Here is a 21,493-nt window from a genome sequence, read left to right as displayed (position 1 = left end):
AAGCGTTAACTAAAAAAATACAAAAAAAGAGCTTAATCAAACGTCAAAAAGCGAAGTGATTAAACTCAAATCAATGATGCAATTAAAGTACGGTTTTCTTACAACAAAAAAAGCTAGAAACTTCGAAAAGTTTCTAGCTAAAAAATATCTAATTAAGCTTCTTGAGCTACTGGGTATACAGATACTTGTTTTTTGTCGCGACCTTTACGTTCGAAACGTACTACGCCGTCAACTTTAGCAAATAAAGTATCGTCTCCACCAATACCTACGTTTACGCCTGGATAGATTTTAGTACCGCGTTGGCGATAAAGGATTGAACCACCTGTAACAGTTTGACCGTCTGCACGTTTAGCGCCTAAACGTTTAGATTCAGAGTCACGTCCGTTAGATGTAGAACCGCCACCTTTTTTGTGGGCGAATAATTGTAAATTCATTTTCATCAACATGAGATGCACCTCCTGTGGTTATAATTGTGTGTTAATTTGGATATATTCGCTATTCTCTTCTTGAACAGCTTGAAGACCCAACAATAAATTCTCTATTAGAATTTGTACGATATTCATTTGTTCTTGCGTCATTCCAGTCGGTACTTCTACATATAAGTAGCCACCTTCTTCATGATTAACCTCAAGAATGGGCTGAATGCCTGCTAAGGCTTCAATACCATTCACGGCGCTAATCGCTAAAGCTGAAACAGCTGCACAAACGATATCATTGCCATATTCTCCAGCATTCGCATGTCCTGTAATCTCGTATGAAACGATTCTACCAGAATCATTGCGTTTAAATGTTCCTTTAATCATAGCTTACCCTACTTTTTTGTAAGAATTATGCGTTAATTGCTTCGATAACAACTTTTGTGTAAGGTTGACGGTGACCTTGTTTACGGTGAGTGTGTTTTTTAGGTTTATATTTGTAAGTTACAACTTTCTTTTGTTTACCGTGTTTTTCAACAGTTCCTTCAACAGTTGCACCTGCTACAGTTGGAGCACCAACTTTTGTAGATTCGCCACCCACTAAGATTACTTCGTCAAAAGTTACTTTTTGTCCTGCTTCAACGTCTAATTTTTCAACGTAGATTGCTTGACCAACTTCAACTTTTACTTGTTTACCACCAGTTTTGATAATTGCGTACATGCTATACAGCACCTCCTTGTAATATACTTAGACTCGCCATCCCAAGCGACAAATTGTACTTAATAACTTGTTCTGTGCGGTTGTAGCTGTGGAGTCCACAATTACAACAATACTACTTTATCAAAAAACAATTCTCACGTCAATGAAAAGTTTTGAAATTTTTCCAAAATATTTTCTTATTGCCAATAAGCCGGAATAGTTTTCTCATAAGCTGTGATAGCTTCGTCTTCTTTTAGCGTGATTCCAATCTCATCTAATCCGTTTAACATTTTGTGCTTCCAAGTTGAGTCAATGTCAAATGAATATTCATTTTCACCAGAAACAACTTTTTGATTAGGTAAGTCAATCGTAATTTTATCCGTTGGAGTAAGTGCAGCAAGCTGTTCAAGTGCAGGTCGTGGCAAAGAAATTGGCAATAACCCATTTTTTAACGAATTCATATAAAAAATATCACCGAAGCTTCCAGCAATGACTGCACGAAAACCATAGTTTGAAATCGCCCAAACCGCATGTTCCCGAGAAGACCCTCCACCAAAATTATCACCTGAAATCAAAATAGACGCTTCACTATATTCTGGAAAGTTTAAGATAAAATCTGGGTTTGGTTTTCTGCCTTTGATATACCGCCAATCATCAAACAAAAATTCTCCAAAGCCTGTTTTTTCAATTAACTTTAGGTATGTTTTCGGTAAAATTTGGTCCGTATCTAAATTATCATTCATAAAGGGAACTGTTTTCCCCTCATAGACTGTAAAAGGTTCCATATTATTCCCCTCCTATAATTTCTCGTACATCAATAAAGCGACCGTTAATTGCTGCAGCTGCTGCCATTGCAGGGCTACACAAATGTGTTCGTGAGTTTTTTCCTTGTCGACCAACAAAGTTCCGGTTAGAAGTTGAGGCACAATGCACAAATTCTGGGACTTTATCTGGATTCATTCCCAAGCACATCGAACATCCTGGTTCACGCCATTCAAATCCCGCTTCAATAAAAACTTTATCTAAGCCAATTTTTTCGGCAGCGTGTCGGACTGGTCGTGAGCCAGGAACAACAATTCCAGTCACGCCTTCTTTAATTTTTTTACCTTTTAAGATTTTGGCAGCTTCTTGTAAATCGGATAGACGACCATTCGTACAAGACCCAATAAAGACGTATTCGATATTGATGTCTGCTGCTTTTTGACCGGGATGCAAGTCCATATATTCGTAAGCTAGGCGATCGTTATGGTCTTTGATTTCTGGAAATGGTGTATTAATAGACACACCCATTTCTGGATTCGTTCCCCAAGTAATATATGGTTCCAATGTGTTTGCATCCAATTCGATGATACGATCAAACTCTGCATCTTCATCTGTATACAATGTTTTCCAGTCAGCAATTGCAGCTTCCATGTCTTTCGGTGCATATTCGCGACCTTGAACATATTCAAAAGTTTTCTCATCAGGAGCCATCATGCCCATTTTTGCGCCGCCTTCAATCGACATGTTACAAATGGTCATTCGTTCTTCCATTGTTAGATTTTTAATGGTTTCGCCATAGAATTCTGCTGCATAGCCAACTCCAAAATCAACACCGTATGTCGCAATCAAGGCTAGAATAATATCTTTGGCATAAACGCCTGGTCGCAACTTTCCGGTAACATGAATACCTAAGCGTTTAGGTTTCTTTTGCCAAATAGTTTGCGTTGCTAGAACGTGTTCTACCTCACTTGTACCGATCCCAAAAGCAATCGCGCCAAATGCTCCGTGTGTCGCTGTATGAGAATCCCCGCAGACAATCGTTTTCCCCGGTTGTGTTAAACCTACTTCAGGTCCGACCATATGCACAATCCCTTGACGAGCAGAACCATTATCACAAAGAGTAATACCAAATTCCTCACAATTTCTTCTTAGCGTATCAATTTGTTTTTTTGAAATTAAATCAGTAATGTTAAAAATATCTTTTGTTGGTACATTATGATCCATCGTACCAAATGTTTTATCGGGACGACGAACTTTACGACCAGCTTCACGCAATCCTTCAAACGCTTGAGGTGATGTCACCTCATGAATCATTTGTAAATCAATATAAAGGAGTTGCGCTTCTCCTTCTTCACCACTGACGACATGACGTTCCCAGACTTTATCAAATAGTGTTTTTCCCATGTGAAAGCCTCCTTTAATTTTTTGATTTCACAATTACGTTAATTTTTCTAGAATGGCTTGTGTAAATGCTGTAGTCGTTGTATTCCCACCTAAATCTTTTGTTAAAATGCCTTCTTCCATCGCCTCAAAACAAGCTTTTTCTATTCGATCTGCTTCTTCGTTCATATCAAATGATTGACGTAGCATCAAACTAGCCGACAAAATCATTGAGACAGGATTCGCAATATTTTGCCCCGCAATATCTGGTGCAGAGCCGTGGATTGGTTCATACAAGGAAACGCCTGATTCACTGTGGCTGGCACTCGGTAAAACCCCCAATGTACCTGGCAAAACAGATGCTTCATCACTCAAAATATCTCCAAACAGATTTTCTGTTACAACTACGTCAAAAGCAGTTGGATTTTGTACAATTCGCATTGCTGCTGAATCAACATATTGATGTTCTAACGTACAATCTGGAAATTCTTGAGCGACTTCTTCGGCAATTTTACGCCATAATTTACTGGTTGCTAATACATTCGCTTTATCCACTGACAAGACATGTTTGCGACGTCCTTGAGCAATCTCAAACGCCTTACGGATAATGCGACGAATTTCAACTTCTTGGTAACGGTTGGTATCAAACGCCTCCTCTTCTCCTAAGTGACGTGGTTCACCAAAATAAATACCACTTGTTAATTCTCGAACAACAACAAAATCCGTTCCTTTGACGATATGTTCTTTAATAGGAGAAAGTGGTAACAACGCATTTGGAACAGAAATCGGACGAATATTTGCAAATAAATTTAATGCTTTACGTAAAGCCAATAATCCTTGTTCTGGCGTTTTCTCTGCTTGTTCCCATTTAGGACCACCAATTGCTCCTAATAAAATGGCATCGGCTTGCTGGCAAGCAACTAGTGTATCTTGTGGTAATGGTTCACCTTTAGCGTCAATTCCCGCGCCACCAAAAGGATGTTCTTCAAATTCAAAAGTAATGTTTGCATGCTCTACAGCTTTTTTTAAGACGGTGACACCACTTGCCATAATTTCTGGTCCAATTCCATCACCTGCTAAAACGACAATCTTTTTTTTCATTTGCGTTCCCCTTTTTCTTTAAGAATAGCACTTGCTTGGGTATATGCCTCAGCAGAAGCTTGTAATACGTCAAAATCTACACCAATTCCATTAATCCGTTCTTTTGTTGCTTCACATTCAATCGATACATGAACTTCTGCTTGGGCATCTTCGCCGCTAGTTAACGCTGTAATCTCATAGTCAACCAAACGCGGCTGTTGATTAAAAATTTGATCAATCGAATTATAAATTGCTTGAATACTTCCGGCACCAATAGCAGAAGCAGTATGAACTTCTTGGTTGTCGTCTTCAATAGAAACAACCGCTCCTTGATAGCCGTTTGATACATATTGTAATTGAACTGTTTTTAGCTTGTAAGTTTCTTCACTACGACGAACTTCATCCGCTTGTAGTGCAATTAAATCTTCATCGGTAATCTGCTTTTTCTTATCGGCTAGTTCTTTAAATTTCTTGAAGAGATTTTTCACTTCTTCTTCCGATAATTCATAACCTAATTCTGCCATTTTCGTAACAAACGCATGACGACCAGATAGTTTACCTAAAGGAAGTGAATTTGTATGAACTCCTACAAGCTGTGGTGTAATAATTTCATAAGTTTCTGGATTTTTTAAGACACCATCTTGATGAATACCTGATTCATGAGCGTAGGCATTCCCACCAATTACCGCTTTATTTTTAGGAACAGCAAAACCTGAAAGGCGAGCAACGATATCACTCGTACGTTTTGTTTCACTCAATACAATATTGGATTCACATTCATAAAAATCTTTACGAATGTGCAAAGCAACGGCAACTTCTTCTAAAGCCGTATTACCAGCTCGTTCACCGATGCCATTAATGGCTCCTTCCACACGTTTTGCGCCATTTTCAATCGCCGCCAAAGCATTGGCTGTTGCCATTCCCAAATCGTCATGACAATGAGAAGAGAAAATGATTTCTTCTTCACTTTGAATATTTTCGATTAGGTAAGCAAACAATGCACCATATTCAGTTGGATTGGAATAACCGACTGTATCCGGTACGTTAATAATTGTTGCACCTGCATCAATCGCTGTTTGGACAGCTTTTAAAAGAAATTCTTTGTCTGTTCTAGTCGCATCTTCTGGCGAGAACTGAACTTTGTCGAAACGTTCTTTTCCATAACTCACATGCTCTTTAATGGAGGCCAACACTTCTTCACGTGTCATTTTCAATTTATATTTCATATGAACATCACTAGTTGCTAAAAAAACATGGAGTTGTGAATGTTTAGCATCCTTCAATGCTTCGTAAGCACGATCAATGTCTTTTTTCTGACAACGTGCCAAACCAGCAACGGTCATTTTTGTTGCTACCTTTGCAATTGCTTGAACAGCTTCAAAATCACCAGGTGACGCAATTGGGAAACCAGCTTCAATTGTGTCAATTCCCCACTTTTCAAGTTGAAGGGCAATTTGAACCTTTTCATTGGTATTAAAATTCACACCGGGTGTTTGTTCCCCGTCTCGTAGGGTTGTATCAAAAAATTGTATTTTTCTCATTGCACTTCTACCTCTCTTTTTTCCATCGTTTTTTTAGGATGATTTCTACGTATAATTTCTTACTAATAAAAAAAGCACTCCACAAAGGATTTCCTTTATGCAATGCGAATAGGACTCTTCTTAAATGTAAACTAGAAAAGAGTCCTGGACTATAATAATAAAAATGTAGTTGTTGAAATTACTATTGTATTTTTCATAATAACCACCTAATCAATAAGTTCTTGATAAAAAGATACCGAAAAAGAAAAAATAAGTCAATACTTTTGTTTTAATTTTCTGAATATTTCGGCATAAAATAAAAAATAGCTAACTTTAGGCATTTAACCTAAAGTTAGCTAGGGTAGTTTTACTTTTTTGCTGCCTTTTTTGCTGCCTCAAATTCATCCTCTGAGCCAAAATATTGGACAAATGTTGTTACAGCATTTGCTTCATGACGATTCGAAACATTTACTTCTGCTACTTGTCCTTGTCGATAACCGGTAATGACAAATCGGCATAAAACATTCCCTTTGGATAATAAAGAAACCACACTATCCTCACGTTTAAATTCATAATTTTTGTTTTTTGCATAACCACTTTCATAACCGTCTTGACATAAACTTTCAATTACCTTTACTTTCTTTGCCATTTGCATCACACTCCTTTTTGTAAAATTATACACAAATTCTGGTATTTGGCAATACAGAGGGTCCTAATAGACGAAAAACAGCTCTAATCATTAGAGCTGTTGCTGACTTTTGCAAAAAATTGGAGGTGCGTAATACTTGTTAAAAGAACACCTAATACAATACCAATTGCTAAATTATGTGTATAAACAATCACAGCAACGGTAATAAACAAAATGAAACTTTCTTTGAATTCACGATTTTTAAATAAACGCAAACTTTCCCAATCAAAGGTATCCACCGCTACGGTCATCATAATCCCAATCAAAGCAGCCGTTGGAATACCCACCATCAAGTCTTTTAATGCAAAGATAAATAGCAATAAAGTCATGCCTGAAATAAATGTGGATAATCGTTTACGTCCACCAGACTTCACATTAATAACTGCTTGACCAATCATGGCACAACCAGCTTGTCCGCCAAAAAGACCAGTCACTATATTGGCTAATCCTTGTGCTTTGACTTCACGCTGGCTGTCGCTTTTGCTATCAGTCATCTCATCTACAATCGGCACGGTCAATAACGACTCAATCAAACCAATCATAGCTAACGCTAGTGAAGTTGGCAAAATAATCCATAATGTTTTTAATGTCAATGGGACAACTGGTAATGCCAAAGTCGGTGTGATATCATTCATCGCCCCTAAATCCCCTACGGTCTGTAAATTTCCTTTAAATAAAAAGGCAACAATGGTCATCACCACAATCACAATTAACGCAGAAGGAACAACCGTTATAAACCGAGGAATCAGATAAATCAAACCAATACTCACAATAACCATTGCATAAGAAGCCCACGTTTGACCGGGTAATTGTTGGACTTGTGCCATAAAAATTAAAATAGCCAAAGCATTAACAAAACCAAACATCACCGTTTTAGAAATAAAACGCATCAACTTATGAATTCCTAGAAAGCCGAAAATCATTTGTAAAATCCCCGTTAAAATTGTTGCAGCAATCATGTAATTCAAGCCATGTGAGTTTACTAAACCTGCGATTACCAGCGCCATTGAACCGGCAGCAGCTGAAACCATCGCTGGCCGCCCACCCGTAAACGTCACCACTAACAGCGTAATCGCTGAAGCAAACAACGCAGCGATTGGCGGCACGCCAGCAATAATTGCAAAACCAATCACTTCTGGTAAAATTGCCACGGAAGACACTAACCCCGCAAACAAATCATTACGTTCATTGCCCAACCATTCATTTTTTTTAATTTGAAACAACATCTTTAAACTCCTTTAGTTCATTTGAAAACCTTATTATCTTATCACAAATGAAAGCTAAGATGAAAGATACTGTTTGTAAAAAAATCAACGAACGTGTGATTTCTCAAAAAAACGCTTCTAATATTCTGATTGAGGGTCTATCTCTGATGGTTCATTGATTGCATGAATAACATCCTACAAATTTTTTATTTCATTTGTCGTCCTCAAGTTTATGTACAAAAAAACCTCCTCGCCAAGCAAGGAGGTATCCTCATTTTATGGTCCCATAACGACGTAGATAATAGTCTTCTAAATACTTTTGTACATATTCAATAAGTAAACAAATACACCAATAAATAATCGCAACTAATACATACATCGACATATAATCAAATGTTCGTCCGCCAACAATTTTAGCTTTTTGAAAAATATCTGGAATCGTAATCATTGCAGCTAAAGACGTTCCTTTAACTAAATCCATCGCCACATTACTTAGTGCGGGGATAGAAATACGAAACGCTTGCGGCAAAATAATCGAACGCATAACTTTTGGAAATGAAAACCCTAACGCATAGGCCGCATCCCACTGCCCGCGATCCACTCCGGCAATTGATCCTCGATAAATTTCACCAATAAAGGCACTACTTGTTAAACTAAAACAAACAATTGTCGCTGTCAGCGCATCTAATTGATATGGCAAGCCAAAATATAATAAAAACAAAATGACCAGCGCTGGTACGCCTCGTAGAAAAGAAATCAGCACTCGAATGACACGATTCAACCAACGATTTGGAAGAAAGCTCAGAGTTGTAAATAAGATTCCCAAAAGATTTCCAAAGAAAAACGAAGCAAACGCAATCCCAATTGTATAAGATAAGCCTCCTAAAATAAAGGGGAGCGATTCCCACATCAATTGAAAATCAAAGGTTGGAATATACATTACTCGGCCTTTTTACTTTCAAGCAAATCTTCTTTTGGTTTTTCAGAGACATCTGTTTGGAAATATCCTTCTGAAATTTTAGCAAGCGTGCCATCTTCCTTCATTTCTTTTAGCGCTGTATCTACTTTTTCGCGTAATTCATTGTTTTCTTTGACAAATAAAAATCCTGTATGATCTAAATCAAAATAAACATCTTCTAAAATTTTTACTGGAATATCAGGCAAAGCACCTACAGACATTTTTTGTAAATAATAATCGTTGATAATAACATCTGTCCGACCATTTGCGACATCGGTTAAATATTGATCGTTCGTTGCATTATCATAAACAACTAACTCAGCACCATAGCTTTCTGCTAACTTCATGTAACTAGTGTTCGGCTCACCTGCTGCTTTTTTGCCTTTTAAATCTTCGAGTGAATGAATCCCTGAATCATCACTTTCACGTACAATCATACTTGTGAATGAATATTTGATTGGTGTACTTAAACTAAATTTATCTTTACGGTCGCCCGATAAACCAAAATCATTTGCTGCAAAATCGGCTTCTCCTCGTTGTAATGCAGCAATTTGACCATCAACATTATATTCTTTGAATTCAATATCGACATCTAAGCGCTTCGCTACTTCTTTTGCCAAATCAACATCATAACCAACCAATTGATTGTTATCATTATAATAAGAAGATGGAAAAAGTGTCCCTGAAGTTGATACAGTTAACTTACCTGCTTCTTCAACTTTTCCCCAACTTTCATCTTGTCCCTCTTTTTCCTTTGTTCCACATGCAGTTAATACTAAACCTGCTGTAAGAAGTGTTGCTACCACTAACCATTTCTTCATGTTTTCCCCTCCAAAATTATAACAGTTTTTTTATCTGTTACATATCGTAACATTTTGATTATACCCGATATTGGAAGGGATTACCAATGAAGTGATACAGAAAAAAAGACTGCTCACACAGCCTAATAGTAAAAATTGATTCCTTGTTCTGTATCTTCTATCCAGATGTTTTTGGGAGCAAACAAAATTAAATAGGTGAAATAAAAATCACCGACACATCCAGCTCCATGCAAAGCAACTAAAAAAGCAAACATACTCGCTGGCAAGATGTTTAATAAGAAAAAAACAATTAGTCCTGCTGTAATAATAATAAAGGGTGCTAAACAAATGATAATAAATTGGTGTTTTTTATAATACGAATGAGGACTTGTCGCATAAGCCATCCCATTCTTAAAACCAAATTTCACCTTTTTTGTTGGCTGAAAAGTTTTGAAAAAAACAGCATGAATAAGCTCGTGAATAATAATTAAACCCAAAAAGAGGATAACCCCCAACATCAATGCCCAAAAATCAAATGTTTGATAGAGCGAGGCAGAATATAAAAAGCCCAATTTAGAAAAGATAAAAAAGAAAACAAAAAACAATATAATTCCGGCGATGTTTAATCCCCAAATCAACTTTTTGTTTTCTAATAGGTTGATTTCTTTTAATAAAATTCTCTTTTCATTCCCCATAGAAAGCCCTCCTTTATATAAAATCTACAAAACGTCGGTCCCAAATATTTTCATAAAATTGAATAGTCTTTGCTGCTGACATATACTTATTATCCATTGTCGTTATTGCGTTAGGAAGCGTCAACTTTAATCGTTGAATCCACACAATATTCTGTTTGTGTCTCACATGTTTCGATGGATTCTACATCAATTTTTGTCAATAACTGTTGTAAATCTTGCACTAGCATGTTTTTTCTGAACAAATTAAGCATCTTCTGGTTGGTTTATTTGAGAAATGATTTCCCAATTTTTCTCTTGATAAATCAACTTTGAATCACAATGTTGAATAAAAATAATTGCTCAATTAGTTTTATTGTATTCATCAATTCGTTGATTGACTAGTAACGTCAACTTTTGTAGTTGATAGCTATCCTGACAAACACCATTTTGAAGATCAATCACTAATAAAGCATCCGAAAGCTTACACATATATTCATCTCTTCGTTTATTTATCTCTATTATAACAAACATTCTAAGCTAAAAAAGAAGAAGCTTGGTCTTTGCAGACCAAACTTCTTCTAGATAATTAAAAAAAAGTTGATATTAAAGCAAGGATGGCTAACCCACCTTGCGTGAAAATAATTTTTTTATCGCTTGTAAAGCTTCCATATAAAGCAACGAAAATAATGTATAGCAGAATTAAACGACTGATTTCCAGCGATGCAGTAGCAAAGAAGATACTATACAATAACCCAACACCAATCAATCCATTATAAATACCTTGATTTTTAAATAAGGTGTTTAATGATTTATCTGCTAAACTTTCCCTCGTCATATTAAATACACGACTTGTTGCAGCTGAGGTTGTAGCGAAAGTTTCTAAATACATAATATAGAAAAATTCTAAGGCGACAAAAATAATTAATATAGTCGAAATAAGTGACATTGTTCTCCTCCTTGGAAGGTTATTTTTAATTGCCCACTTTTATTTAAATGCTGTAATTTTTTCCGCTGCTAAACGGACAGATGAATAACCCGTTTCTTTTGCTTTACCAATCGATACAATCATCACGGGGACATAACGCTCTTTGTCTAAACCAAATGCTTCTGCTAATTGATCCTCTTCAAACCCACCAATTGGATTTGTTTCATAACCATGTGCACGAGCAACTAACATCAATTGCATCGCAGCTAAACTTGAATCAATTTTTACAACGTCATTCATTTTTTCTTTAGTAAAGTTTTTATAGTAAGGGATAATTGCTTCTAGTTGTTGATCTCTGACTTCTGGAGGCATTCCTCCTTCTGCTACTGCTTGGTCGTAAATTTCTTCGCCTCGTTCATAACATTCCATATCTCCAAAAATTAAAATCATTGCAGAAGATGTATCATTTTGACGAGTATTAAAACGAATTAATGGTTTTAATTTTGCTTTTTCTGCCTCGCTTTCAACGACTACAAAACGCCATGGTTGCATATTTACTGATGAAGGCGCAAGTGTTGCTTCTTGAATCATTTCTAGCATTTCTTCATGAGAAATTTTATAGGATTCATCATAGATACGTACAGATTTTCTATCAAAAGTAATTTCAGAAAAATTATTGTTCATTAAGTTGTTTGACATATTAATTGGCCTCTTTCATTTCACTAATTTGGTTAATAATTCTAAGAGAAGTTCTCCTTCTTGATCATTAAGTGATACAGGTATTTGTTTTTCAGAAGAACTATATTTTTTTTCACAAGTTTCTAACTCGTTGAAAGCTTTAGCTGTAATCTTTACAAAAACTTCGCGATTGTTTTGTTGATTTCTTTCACGAGTTACATAATTCTTATCTTCTAGTATTTTTAGATGTCTCGTTACTGCGGCACTATCAATTTTCAATTCTTTTTGTAGAATAGTTTGCGAACATTGCCCATTTTCTTTTAAAAACATCATTAGTTCATAACGAGTAATACTAAACCCCGTTTCTTTTTCAAACTTGGCGGTCATTTCTTGATTCGCCAACTTTAGCTGATAAAATAATTTACTAATTTTTCTAAGATTCATATTAACTCCCTTCTACATTTGACTAGTCAACAGTTGATTCATCAAATATACAGAAAAGAATTTAATTTGTAAATTACTTTGCTTGCATTGGTGATTCATACGTGTGAATATACGCTATAAAACAAAAAAACTGCTAGAAAATAGCAGCTGTGTGTTAAACATTAATTAATTAAGGCAAAATATCATCGTTATAAAATTTTTTGGCACAAAAAACAAAAAAAGCCTTAGAAACCAACGTTTCTAAGGCTTAATTAGCGTCACAGGAGGGATTCGAACCCCCGACCGTCCGCTTAGAAGGCGGATGCTCTATCCGGCTGAGCTACTATGACAGATGTTTTAGCAACAAAAATTATTATATGGAAATTCCTTATAAATGTCAATTGTTTTTCTGTTATTTTTTAAGGTGCCAAAAAAAGACACCTTAAAAAACAGCTTATTCTACAGGTTCAATCACAACTTCATCTGCTTCTTTGGTGATTAAAGCAATCCCATCCCCTAATGGTACCAAACTCGTTGTTAAATCAGGGTGTGTATTAATGACATCTAAAAATCGTTTTAGTTTACGATGAATAGTACGACGATTCCGAGGAATTTCTTCGATTGGATCTAACACTGTTCCTCCTTGAAACACATCATCTACCATCAATACGCCACCTTTTTTCAACAAGCGTAAACACTCTGGTAAAAACTCAATATATTTTGACTTAGCGCTATCCATAAAAATAAAATCATATGGACCTGTTAATTCTGGTAAAATATCTGCTGCTTGACCTTCTAATAACGTTACTTTATCTTCTAAGCCAAGACGTTCATAAGTTTTTTTCGCTTTACGAATCATGACATCAAAGCGATCAATGGTGGTAACATGCCCGTCTTCTCCAACATATTGCGCCATTAAACTAGAAGAAAATCCCAGTGCTGTTCCAATTTCCAACACTTGCTTTGGTCTAATTTGACCTAATAAAAATTGCATAAAAACAACTGTTTCATGGGGGATAATCGGTACTTCATTTTCATTGGCTTCTTTTTCAATTTGACCCAGTTCACCAGCTAATTGTTTTTGTTCATTACGTAAAAATTCGACAAGTTCGGGTTTTACAACTGGTCGATACATCATTTCGTTTCTCATGTTTTACACTCCTACTTATTCACTGTTTTTCATTATACGAATTTCAGCGACAACCTGCAATCTTTTCTCATTAAAAACTTCTACTTGCTTTTTTGAGCAATTCCTATTAGTCTATAGACAGGATTTGGATTACTATCAAAAATATGTTTTAGAGAGTCGGGGCAAGGCTGGAACCTCGATACCCCTATTTTTGTGAACCTACCAATGTCAATGATTGTGAAAACAATCGGGTTAGAACCCTTATCTTCGTTACAAGTGGGATAGAGTTATTCTATTCAATGAAGGTGGTACCGCGAATGTTCAGCATTTCGTCCTTTTTATCGGGATGAGAATGCTTTTTTTATTGCAAAAAATTAAAGGTGGTTATCAAATGACTTACGACGAATTTTTACAAAAACTTTCTAACCCCGCACGAAATGCACTTTTACACGAAAAAATTGATAGCTTTGATAAATTAGCCAGCTTAACTGAAAAACAGGTCTTAGCTATCCATGGCGTGGGACCAAAATCTTTACCCACTATGAAAGATGCGCTCAACCAAAATAATCGTACATTTAATCAATAGGAGGAAACAAAATGGCAGAACAAAAAAATGATTTTACAGAATGGTATTTACAAACCGTTCAACAAGCAGAATTAATGTCTTACTCACCCGTTAGAGGTTCCATCATCTTCCGTCCAGATGGTTTTGAATTATGGGAGCATATTCAAGAAGAATTCAACAAATTCTTACGTAGCGAAGGAATTCGCAATGCCTATTTCCCAATGTTGATTCCAAAAAGTTTCTTCATGAAAGAAGCGGATCATATTGAAGGCTTTGCTCCAGAGCTTCCTTGGGTAACTGAGGTAGGCGATGAAAAGTTAGAAGAACCTTTAGCTTTACGCCCAACTTCTGAAACAATGATTGGGACTGCTTTTTCTGATTGGATTAATTCTTATCGTGATTTACCTTACGAAATTAATCAATGGGCCAACGTCTTCCGCTGGGAAAAGAAAACCTTACCATTTTTACGTACTTCTGAATTTTTATGGCAAGAAGGACATACCGCACATGCAGATGCAGAAGATGCTCGCAAACGTACCTTACGTATCTTAGATGAGTATGCGCGTTTATGTGAAGAATTTCTAGCGATTCCTGTATATAAAGGTGAAAAAACACCTTCTGAACGTTTTGCAGGCGCCGAAGAAACTTATTCAATTGAAGCAATGATGAAAGATGGAAAAGCCGTTCAAGCAGGAACTTCACATTATATGGGAACCAAATTTGCTGAAGCCTTTGACATTACTTATTTAAATAAAGAAAATAAACACGTTCACGCCCATACAACTTCATGGGGAGTATCTACACGTTTGTTAGGTTCATTAATCATGACCCACGGAGACGAAAATGGGTTAGTTTTCCCACCAACTATTGCGCCAACACAAATCGTTTTAATGCCAGTTGGTCCTTGGAAGAAAAATCCAGCAATCATGGAAAAATTAGACGAAATTTTTGCAACATTTAAAGCAGAAGGTTTCCGCGTACGCTTAGATGATAGCGATAATTCTCCAGGTTACAAATTCAACGAATGGGAATTAAAAGGAGCTTGTGTCCGTATCGAATGTGGTCCTCGTGACTTAGAAAACGGTCATGTAATGGTTAAAGTTCGTGACCTTTCAGAAAAAGAAAAAGTAAGCTTCGAAGAGTTAACTGCTTATGTGAAAGAACAATTGGCAATTATGCCAAACCGTTTATTAGAAGCTGCTCGTGCTCGTAACAAAGAAAACGAACACTATGACATCGAAACATTAGATGACTTAAAAGCACACATTGAAAAATGTAAAGCAGAAGATAAAGTAACTGGTTTTGTCCTAATTGGTTGGGATGGAACAGAAGAAACCGAAGCAAAAATCAAAGAAGAAACTGGATTTACAACCCGTAATATTCCATTTGAAACACCAATGGAAAAAACAGTTGATATTGTAAGTGGCAAACCCGCAAAACACACCGTGTGGATTGCACGAGCTTATTAATAAAAAAGAAGCAAAATCAGTTTTGATTTTGCTTCTTTTTTATAATTGTGTCAGAATTTCTGGCCCATTTTCGGTAATAGCCACTGTATGCTCATATTGTACACAAATCGAATGATCTAACGTTCGAACTGTCCAACCATCATCTTCCGTATAATTTGCCGTTTTACCTAAAGTAAACATTGGTTCAATGGCAATTACCATGCCTTTTTTCAAACGAGCACCTTTGTTACGAATACCATAATGTGGTACAGTGGGTTCTTCCCAAATTTCTCGTCCGACACCATGACCTGTAAAGTCGTACACATTGCCATAACTGTGTTCTCGTGCATAACTATCAATAACATAACCAATATCCCCAACTCGTCGTCCTGCTAACGCTTCTTGAATGCCTAAGTAGAGACTTTTTTCGCAATGTTCCATCATCGCTTGAATTTCTCCACTCACCGTTCCAACGGCATATGTCCAGCCAGAATCCCCATGATAGCCTTGGTAACAAGCGCCAATGTCAATGGTAATCACATCGCCGTCTTTTAAGGGTTGGTTATCTGGAAACCCATGACAAATAACATCATTTGGTGAAGAACAAATCGAATAGGAAAAGTCATGATGATTAATAAAGCTAGGAATAGCTCCTTTCTCACGAATAGTTTTTTCGACTAGTGCATCAATTTCTAAGGTGGTGATTCCTGGACGGATAACTTTACCAACTAATTGATGGCATTCGGCGACAATTTTTCCAGCTTTACGCATTAAGTCTAATTCACGCTCTGATTTAATAATGGTCATTGTTTTTCTCCTTATTGATTAGATAATTGGCACGATTTCGGCATTTTTTGCTACAAAATTTCGAGACTTTCGCTCGTTTATAAGGCAGAAACCATTCGCTACATTGCTCACAACGTTTAATTTCAATTGGTCCTTTTTCTAAAGCCTCTACCACACTCACAATAGCTTCAATGTAATTACGATCAACCCTACTTAAAGAAGGTGAAAATTGTGAAGTAACAACTAATTCACCTGTATTGAACTGCACGCATAAATCAAAATAGTGGCGCTGTTGTAAAGCTTGATTTATTTTTTTAATTAATAACTCATTAATAGTCCCTTCTTGAAGTAATGCTTCACCTATTTCTAAAAGTAATTCCTGTAACTGTGTTTCTTGTTTTGTTTGGGCTTCTTCATTTTTTATTTGATTTAAAATTAAAACAAAAAAGTTTTCTTTCGCTAATTGTGGGCTCATTCTCTTCCCTTTCTTTTTAAGCTTATTAAAACATTTAATAAGCTTAATTATACTATTTTTTCTAAAAAATACCAGAATAAAATCTAGTCTGACAGGTTAATTTCTAATTTTAATGGTAAAAAAACTGAATCAGCGGATGCTTTTATTTGGTGTCATCAGTAGCAGCTAATTTCTATTGATGTACTACTATCTATAGCGAAAATGAGAAGGTTTGCAAAACAAAGTCGCTTATTTTATTATTAACTGAGGAGGAGATATTCATGAAGAAAATATGTTTTGTATTAATTGTTAGTACCGGAATCAATTATGGTTCAATATTTCCCTATCCACTTGTTAGAAATAACGATGCTTTGAAAGAGTATTTTTCTAAGGATTACGACGTTTCGATTGACTACGCTAACGATAAAGACGTAGTGGATTATTTAGTCGTCCCTAAACCATTTGTCCCTTTTGATAATGAAACAGAGCTTCCAATAATCGAAGTACCCGCAGACTTATTTATAAAAAAGGATTTTGAGGGAATAAAATCATATATAGACAATTATTTTGCCAATAATCCGGATGAACTTAACTCTTCGTTATCAACACTAAAAACTGAATGAATCAAAAAAATAGCAAGTCAACATCTTGAAAAAGAATTTGACTCGCTATTTTTGATTCGTTGAGACTATCTATACGTTTTCCAATTTCTTTTTATATTAGGGGTTTCCATTGCCGCCAGGTCCGCCACCCATATTACCTCCAGGGCCACCCATCATACCACCTTCTGGTAAGTCTGTTAACGTTTCACCATTCACAATTAAAGTGCCACCAGTAAAGCTGCCTGTACCATCATAGTCGACCGCAGATTGGGCGGTTAAAGTCACCACACCGCCAGTAATGGTCAAATCGCCGTTACTGTCTAACGCATCCGTATCTCCTTGACCAACTTCTACCGTTACATTGCCACCATTAATAGTTAAACTTAAATCCGTTGTGATAATCTCAGAGGCAGAAGCATTGATACCATCATCTGTTGCGTAGAGAGTCACATCCCCATCATCAATAACAATCACAGGTGCTTCAATACCTTCTACACTAGTCACAATATCTAACGTTCCTCCTGTAATCCAGATACTTTGTTCTGCTTTAACCGCATCATCTCCTGAAGTAATGGTGATTTCACCACCACTAATGGTTAACTGACCTTTTCCTAAATCTGTGTCATTGCTTGATTTAATGCCGTCACCACCTGCATCAATCGTCAAGGTTCCACCAGAAATGGTTAAGGAATCTTTGCCTCGAATTCCACCATCTACGCTCGTAACATTAATAGTACCCGATTCAATCCATAAATCATCTTTACCTACAATTCCGTCTTCAAAATTGGCTGTTACGTTCAATGTTCCTTGACCTGTAATTATCATGTCATCTGATGAGTAGATCGCTCCATCAATTTCTTCATCACTACGTGTCGCCGCATCTTCGACTGTATTGGTTGTTCCATCTGCTAATTCTAAAACTGTTTTTTCTGCATTTTCAATTGAGATAGCTGCTCCTTCACTGCTTGTAATGGTTGCGTTGTTTAAAATAATTCGTACATTACCTTCTGTATTAACGGTCACTTGACCAGTTGTTTCACCACTCAAAATATACGTACCAGCTGCGGTAATGTTTAATCCTTCATCGGTTAAATCAACTTCTGTCGTTTCCAAAGCATCCCAATCGACGTCAGCATTGTCACTCGTTTCAGTTTGTACGAGTGTTTCAGTTGTCGCAGTAGAGGTTGATGTCGTAGCAACGATACTAGTATTTGTTTCTAATGCAGCGGTCTCTGCTTGACTACTTTCTGTTTGACTGCAAGCGGCAATCACCGTTACTGTAAGTGCTAAGGTAGCTGCGGTTAATCCTTTTTTACGTTTATTCATCTTCTTTTCTCCTTATCTTCTATAAATTATGACGCGTTATTTTTGTTGTTGCGAATAAGCCCATTGTCGAAAACGCGAGGGCTGTTAAAAAAATTAATTTCAAAGCAGAGCGTTTCTTTGCCTTCATTATCATTCCCTCCTTTTTTCTGTAATGTATTCGTTCTTAGTACTGTGTTTACTATATATCGCCTAGCTTAAAGTTAGCTTAACTCACTGAAAAAAAACAAATATTCCATAAAAAAACCTTTCAAACCATCTTCATGAGACGATTGAAAGGTCCTTTTTATAATATAGCTAAAGGCTGTTTAGCCGTTGGCGTTGGATACAAAGCATCAATTAGTGCCAATTCTTCCTCAGTTAATTGAAGGTGACCTGCTTGAATATTGCTAATTGTATGTGCCACACTACTTGATTGAGGGATCGCCAATGTTTGCCCATCACGAAGACACCAAGCCAAGAGAACTTGAAAAATGTCTACTTGATGCTGGTGCGCAATTTCTTGTAAGACACGTTGCTCAGTTAAATGTCCACCTAAACTATCACCTTGTGCAATCGGAGAATAAGCAATTAATGGCAGTTGGTGTTGCTCCATATACGGCAATAAGTCAAACTCAATTCCTCGCTCACTTAAATTATATAAAACTTGATTCGTTTGACAATTTTGTCCGTTTGTTACTCTCATTAACTCTTCCATATCTGCTAAATCAAAGTTAGAGACACCCCATGCCCGAATTTTTCCACTTTGTTTCGCTCTTTCCAATGCTTCTACCGTTTCAGCTAAGGGAATATTCCCACGCCAATGTAGCAAATACATATCTAGATAATCTGTTCCTAACCGTCGCAAGCTATTGTCTAAACGAATCGGCAATTGCTCAAGAGAAGCATTCCATGGATACACTTTAGAAATTAAATAAAGTTCTTTTCGACGATACGGTTGGATTGCTTCGCCAACTAATCGTTCTGCATTGCCTTCTCCATACATTTCAGCAGTATCAATCACGGTTGCTCCATGGTCTAAACCGGCACGTAATGCTTGGATTTCTTGCGCTCTTTTTTGAGGAACATCGCCCATATGCCAAGTACCTAAGCCGATTGGAAAAACAGATTGTTGGTTAATTTTTACCATTTAAGCTTCCTCCTATTAAAAAAATCTGCAACAACAAATTGTTTTTGCAGATTTTCAATATTAATAAATTAATTCAAATAAATCGTTTGTTTCAATGTTCCCAAAATATTTTTTCACATCGATAGCATCAACGACTTCTTTTAACGCATTTTTTTCATATTTTGTTCCTACTAAAGCATCTTCTACGTCTTTTACTTCTCCTAAACCAAAGAAATCACCATAAATTTTCGCATCAGTAATTTTGCCTTCTGCAACATTTAAGCGCACTTCAATAGAACCAATTGGGAATCGTTTACGACGTTCAATGTCAAAAGCTGGAGATTTTCCATAATTCCAATCCCAGTTCGCATAATATTTTTCTGAGATTGCTTTGACTTTTTCCCAATCATTATCAGTTAAGGTATACGTCTTGATAGCTTCTACTGAATCGACACCAAAGATTTTCAATAAGATTTCTTGACTGAATTCTTCCGTTGTCATCTCTTGATTCTTTTTTGGTAGGAATGGTTTGATATTCGTTACCCGTGAACGAATCGATTTGATGCCTTTTGATTCAATTTTGTCTTTACGAACTTTTAAGGAGTTCACCACTTCATTTACATCGCTGTCAAACATGATTGTACCATGCGCAAACATGCGGCCATTTGTAGCATACATCGCATTTCCAGAGAACTTCATGTCATTGATGACTAAATCATTACGACCTTTTAGTTGTGCCCCTTCAACGCCCATATCATGTAGTGCTTGAATAATTGGCTTCGTTACTTTTTCAAAATCGCGGAATGAATTGCCATCATCAGGCATGATGAAACTAAAGTTTAGATTTCCTTCATCGTGATAAACTGCCCCACCACCACTAAAACGGCGAACAACATGGATTCCATTTTCATCCACATATTCTTTGTTAATCTCTTCAATCGTATTTTGGTTACGACCAATGATAATTGATGGTTCATTGATATAAAAAAGTAAAATCGGCTCGTCAATAGCCATTTCTTGCAATAAAAAAGTTTCAATCGCTAAGTTTACTCGTGGGTCTCTTAAATCATTTGGTACAAAAATCATGCTTCGTTCCTCCTAAATTTCAAAAGTTTTCCCTACTTTTGCTAATTCGACAGGCACTTCATGCTGCGCTGCTGCACTTGCTTCGGTGCGTAATTGTTCCAAATCACCGAATTGAGGTAAATGAGTTAAAACTAATTTTTTCACCCCTGCTTGACGTGAAATTTCTCCAGCTTCTTTAGAAGTAAAATGCGCAATATGATTTTCATTACCTTCAAACAGATAGGTATCTGCTAAAAATAAATCCGCATCTTTGGCAAAATCAACAAAACTTTCTAAATAACCAGAGTCACCAGTAAATACAAATATTTTACCTGTACTATTTTCTACAAACCGCATTGCGTAACAAACGACAGGATGAATCGTCTTCATAAATGTAACAGAAAAAGGTCCTAAGTTCAACTGTTCTACTTTTAGATAATCATGTCCTTCTGAAACATTCGGTAAGGTCAAGCGAGCAAACTGTTCGGCATCTTCTCCATGACCATAAATCGGTAGAATTGGCCGTTCTTCTGTTTTGGGGAATAATTGCCAATAATGTTGTAGCACACCTAAATCAGCCACATGATCGGGATGATAATGACTGAGAATCACTGCATCTAAATCTAATGGATTAAACACTTTTTCCAGTTGAATCAATGTTGCACTTCCCGCATCAAGCAGTAGATTATAACCTTCTGATTGCAATAAAAAACTCGTTGTCCCTTCCCCATTATAAGGATATGCGCCAAGGCAACCTAAAACTGTTAGTTTCATAAAAATTCCTCCTCACCTTTTGTCCTTAGT

General features: G+C 36.5%; 26 protein-coding genes, 1 tRNA gene and 2 other annotated features. Of the genes, 3 read left to right on the top strand and 24 right to left on the bottom strand.

The window, feature by feature from the left end:
- Positions 1 to 152: 152 nt before the first annotated feature.
- The 18 genes from rpmA to AC4BC7_RS16075 all read right to left on the bottom strand — a co-directional run bounded on the left by rpmA (position 153) and on the right by AC4BC7_RS16075 (position 13,359).
- Positions 153 to 446 carry a 50S ribosomal protein L27 gene (gene rpmA, locus AC4BC7_RS16160; protein ID WP_016175701.1) on the bottom strand — a complete coding sequence of 98 codons (294 nt, stop codon included), beginning with the start codon at positions 444 to 446 and terminating at the stop codon, positions 153 to 155.
- A gap of 18 nt (positions 447 to 464) precedes the next feature.
- Complete coding sequence (locus tag AC4BC7_RS16155) at positions 465 to 803, bottom strand: ribosomal-processing cysteine protease Prp (RefSeq protein WP_207941683.1); 339 nt, start codon at positions 801 to 803, stop codon at positions 465 to 467.
- Positions 804 to 828: 25 nt separating this feature from the next.
- Positions 829 to 1,137 carry a 50S ribosomal protein L21 gene (gene rplU, locus AC4BC7_RS16150; RefSeq protein WP_016175703.1) on the bottom strand — a complete coding sequence of 103 codons (309 nt, stop codon included), beginning with the start codon at positions 1,135 to 1,137 and terminating at the stop codon, positions 829 to 831.
- 19 nt (positions 1,138 to 1,156) lie between these two features.
- Positions 1,157 to 1,229 (bottom strand) — a sequence feature (ribosomal protein L21 leader region).
- A gap of 84 nt (positions 1,230 to 1,313) precedes the next feature.
- On the bottom strand, positions 1,314 to 1,901 hold the full coding sequence (leuD, locus tag AC4BC7_RS16145) for a 3-isopropylmalate dehydratase small subunit (protein WP_207941682.1): 588 nt from the start codon (positions 1,899 to 1,901) through the stop codon (positions 1,314 to 1,316).
- A gap of 1 nt (position 1,902) precedes the next feature.
- Positions 1,903 to 3,282 (bottom strand): 3-isopropylmalate dehydratase large subunit, encoded by a 1,380-nt coding sequence (gene leuC, locus AC4BC7_RS16140; protein WP_207941681.1) that lies wholly within the window; start codon positions 3,280 to 3,282, stop codon positions 1,903 to 1,905.
- Positions 3,283 to 3,315: 33 nt separating this feature from the next.
- A complete protein-coding gene (gene leuB, locus AC4BC7_RS16135) occupies positions 3,316 to 4,359 on the bottom strand; it encodes a 3-isopropylmalate dehydrogenase (protein WP_207941680.1) in 1,044 nt (347 codons plus the stop codon).
- Positions 4,356 to 5,879, bottom strand: a complete 1,524-nt coding sequence (locus AC4BC7_RS16130; RefSeq protein ID WP_490503390.1) for a 2-isopropylmalate synthase — start codon at positions 5,877 to 5,879, stop codon at positions 4,356 to 4,358. Before AC4BC7_RS16130 ends, leuB begins: the two co-directional genes overlap by 4 nt.
- A 346-nt stretch (positions 5,880 to 6,225) precedes the next feature.
- Positions 6,226 to 6,507, bottom strand: a complete 282-nt coding sequence (locus tag AC4BC7_RS16125; RefSeq protein ID WP_207941678.1) for a hypothetical protein — start codon at positions 6,505 to 6,507, stop codon at positions 6,226 to 6,228.
- A gap of 83 nt (positions 6,508 to 6,590) precedes the next feature.
- Positions 6,591 to 7,772 carry a SulP family inorganic anion transporter gene (locus AC4BC7_RS16120; protein ID WP_490503389.1) on the bottom strand — a complete coding sequence of 394 codons (1,182 nt, stop codon included), beginning with the start codon at positions 7,770 to 7,772 and terminating at the stop codon, positions 6,591 to 6,593.
- A 250-nt stretch (positions 7,773 to 8,022) separates the two neighbouring features.
- Positions 8,023 to 8,691 (bottom strand): amino acid ABC transporter permease, encoded by a 669-nt coding sequence (locus AC4BC7_RS16115; RefSeq protein ID WP_207941676.1) that lies wholly within the window; start codon positions 8,689 to 8,691, stop codon positions 8,023 to 8,025.
- Positions 8,691 to 9,530, bottom strand: coding sequence for a transporter substrate-binding domain-containing protein (locus AC4BC7_RS16110; RefSeq protein WP_207941675.1), 840 nt, complete (start codon positions 9,528 to 9,530; stop codon positions 8,691 to 8,693). Before AC4BC7_RS16110 ends, AC4BC7_RS16115 begins: the two co-directional genes overlap by 1 nt.
- Positions 9,531 to 9,652: 122 nt before the next feature.
- The gene (locus tag AC4BC7_RS16105; RefSeq protein ID WP_490503388.1) at positions 9,653 to 10,204 is read right to left on the bottom strand and encodes a DUF3267 domain-containing protein; all 552 of its coding nucleotides are present in this window, start codon (positions 10,202 to 10,204) and stop codon (positions 9,653 to 9,655) included.
- A 339-nt stretch (positions 10,205 to 10,543) separates the two neighbouring features.
- Positions 10,544 to 10,672: a cysteine hydrolase family protein gene (locus tag AC4BC7_RS16100; protein ID WP_279381661.1), complete on the bottom strand. Its 129-nt coding sequence runs from the start codon at positions 10,670 to 10,672 to the stop codon at positions 10,544 to 10,546.
- Between the two features lie 97 nt (positions 10,673 to 10,769).
- Positions 10,770 to 11,129 (bottom strand): DUF1304 domain-containing protein, encoded by a 360-nt coding sequence (locus AC4BC7_RS16095; protein WP_490503387.1) that lies wholly within the window; start codon positions 11,127 to 11,129, stop codon positions 10,770 to 10,772.
- 39 nt (positions 11,130 to 11,168) lie between these two features.
- Complete coding sequence (locus AC4BC7_RS16090; RefSeq protein WP_490503386.1) at positions 11,169 to 11,807, bottom strand: nitroreductase family protein; 639 nt, start codon at positions 11,805 to 11,807, stop codon at positions 11,169 to 11,171.
- Positions 11,808 to 11,822: 15 nt separating this feature from the next.
- Positions 11,823 to 12,230, bottom strand: a complete 408-nt coding sequence (locus AC4BC7_RS16085) for a MarR family winged helix-turn-helix transcriptional regulator (RefSeq protein ID WP_207941671.1) — start codon at positions 12,228 to 12,230, stop codon at positions 11,823 to 11,825.
- A 255-nt stretch (positions 12,231 to 12,485) separates the two neighbouring features.
- A tRNA-Arg gene (locus AC4BC7_RS16080) sits at positions 12,486 to 12,559 on the bottom strand.
- Between the two features lie 104 nt (positions 12,560 to 12,663).
- Positions 12,664 to 13,359 carry an O-methyltransferase gene (locus AC4BC7_RS16075; RefSeq protein WP_207941670.1) on the bottom strand — a complete coding sequence of 232 codons (696 nt, stop codon included), beginning with the start codon at positions 13,357 to 13,359 and terminating at the stop codon, positions 12,664 to 12,666.
- A gap of 110 nt (positions 13,360 to 13,469) precedes the next feature.
- Positions 13,470 to 13,678, top strand: a binding site (T-box leader).
- 51 nt (positions 13,679 to 13,729) lie between these two features.
- On the opposite strand from AC4BC7_RS16075, the gene AC4BC7_RS16070 reads away from it, so the two are divergent.
- Both AC4BC7_RS16070 and proS read left to right on the top strand, forming a co-directional pair.
- Positions 13,730 to 13,924: a helix-hairpin-helix domain-containing protein gene (locus AC4BC7_RS16070; RefSeq protein WP_207941669.1), complete on the top strand. Its 195-nt coding sequence runs from the start codon at positions 13,730 to 13,732 to the stop codon at positions 13,922 to 13,924.
- Between the two features lie 11 nt (positions 13,925 to 13,935).
- Complete coding sequence (proS, locus tag AC4BC7_RS16065) at positions 13,936 to 15,372, top strand: proline--tRNA ligase (protein ID WP_207941668.1); 1,437 nt, start codon at positions 13,936 to 13,938, stop codon at positions 15,370 to 15,372.
- 39 nt (positions 15,373 to 15,411) lie between these two features.
- On the opposite strand, the gene map is transcribed toward proS, so the two are convergent.
- Complete coding sequence (map, locus tag AC4BC7_RS16060; protein WP_490503385.1) at positions 15,412 to 16,158, bottom strand: type I methionyl aminopeptidase; 747 nt, start codon at positions 16,156 to 16,158, stop codon at positions 15,412 to 15,414.
- Positions 16,145 to 16,612, bottom strand: coding sequence for a hypothetical protein (locus AC4BC7_RS16055; RefSeq protein WP_490503384.1), 468 nt, complete (start codon positions 16,610 to 16,612; stop codon positions 16,145 to 16,147). Before AC4BC7_RS16055 ends, map begins: the two co-directional genes overlap by 14 nt.
- A gap of 260 nt (positions 16,613 to 16,872) precedes the next feature.
- On the opposite strand from AC4BC7_RS16055, the gene AC4BC7_RS16050 reads away from it, so the two are divergent.
- On the top strand, positions 16,873 to 17,214 hold the full coding sequence (locus tag AC4BC7_RS16050) for a hypothetical protein (RefSeq protein ID WP_207941665.1): 342 nt from the start codon (positions 16,873 to 16,875) through the stop codon (positions 17,212 to 17,214).
- Between the two features lie 96 nt (positions 17,215 to 17,310).
- Here AC4BC7_RS16050 and AC4BC7_RS16045 read toward each other — a convergent pair whose 3' ends face one another.
- From AC4BC7_RS16045 to AC4BC7_RS16030, 4 genes are all read right to left on the bottom strand, one after another.
- Positions 17,311 to 18,519, bottom strand: coding sequence for a carbohydrate-binding domain-containing protein (locus tag AC4BC7_RS16045; protein ID WP_490503383.1), 1,209 nt, complete (start codon positions 18,517 to 18,519; stop codon positions 17,311 to 17,313).
- Between the two features lie 283 nt (positions 18,520 to 18,802).
- Positions 18,803 to 19,645, bottom strand: coding sequence for an aldo/keto reductase (locus AC4BC7_RS16040; protein ID WP_490503382.1), 843 nt, complete (start codon positions 19,643 to 19,645; stop codon positions 18,803 to 18,805).
- Positions 19,646 to 19,705: 60 nt separating this feature from the next.
- Entirely contained in the window at positions 19,706 to 20,710 is a 1,005-nt protein-coding gene (gene lplA, locus AC4BC7_RS16035) for a lipoate--protein ligase (protein ID WP_490503381.1), read from the bottom strand.
- A 12-nt stretch (positions 20,711 to 20,722) separates the two neighbouring features.
- A complete protein-coding gene (locus AC4BC7_RS16030; RefSeq protein ID WP_207941661.1) occupies positions 20,723 to 21,463 on the bottom strand; it encodes an MBL fold metallo-hydrolase in 741 nt (246 codons plus the stop codon).
- Between the last annotated feature and the right edge of the window lie 30 nt (positions 21,464 to 21,493).

This window comes from Enterococcus sp. AMC1623, from assembly GCF_058216495.1.
This window is presented reverse-complemented; position numbering and strand designations above follow the sequence as displayed.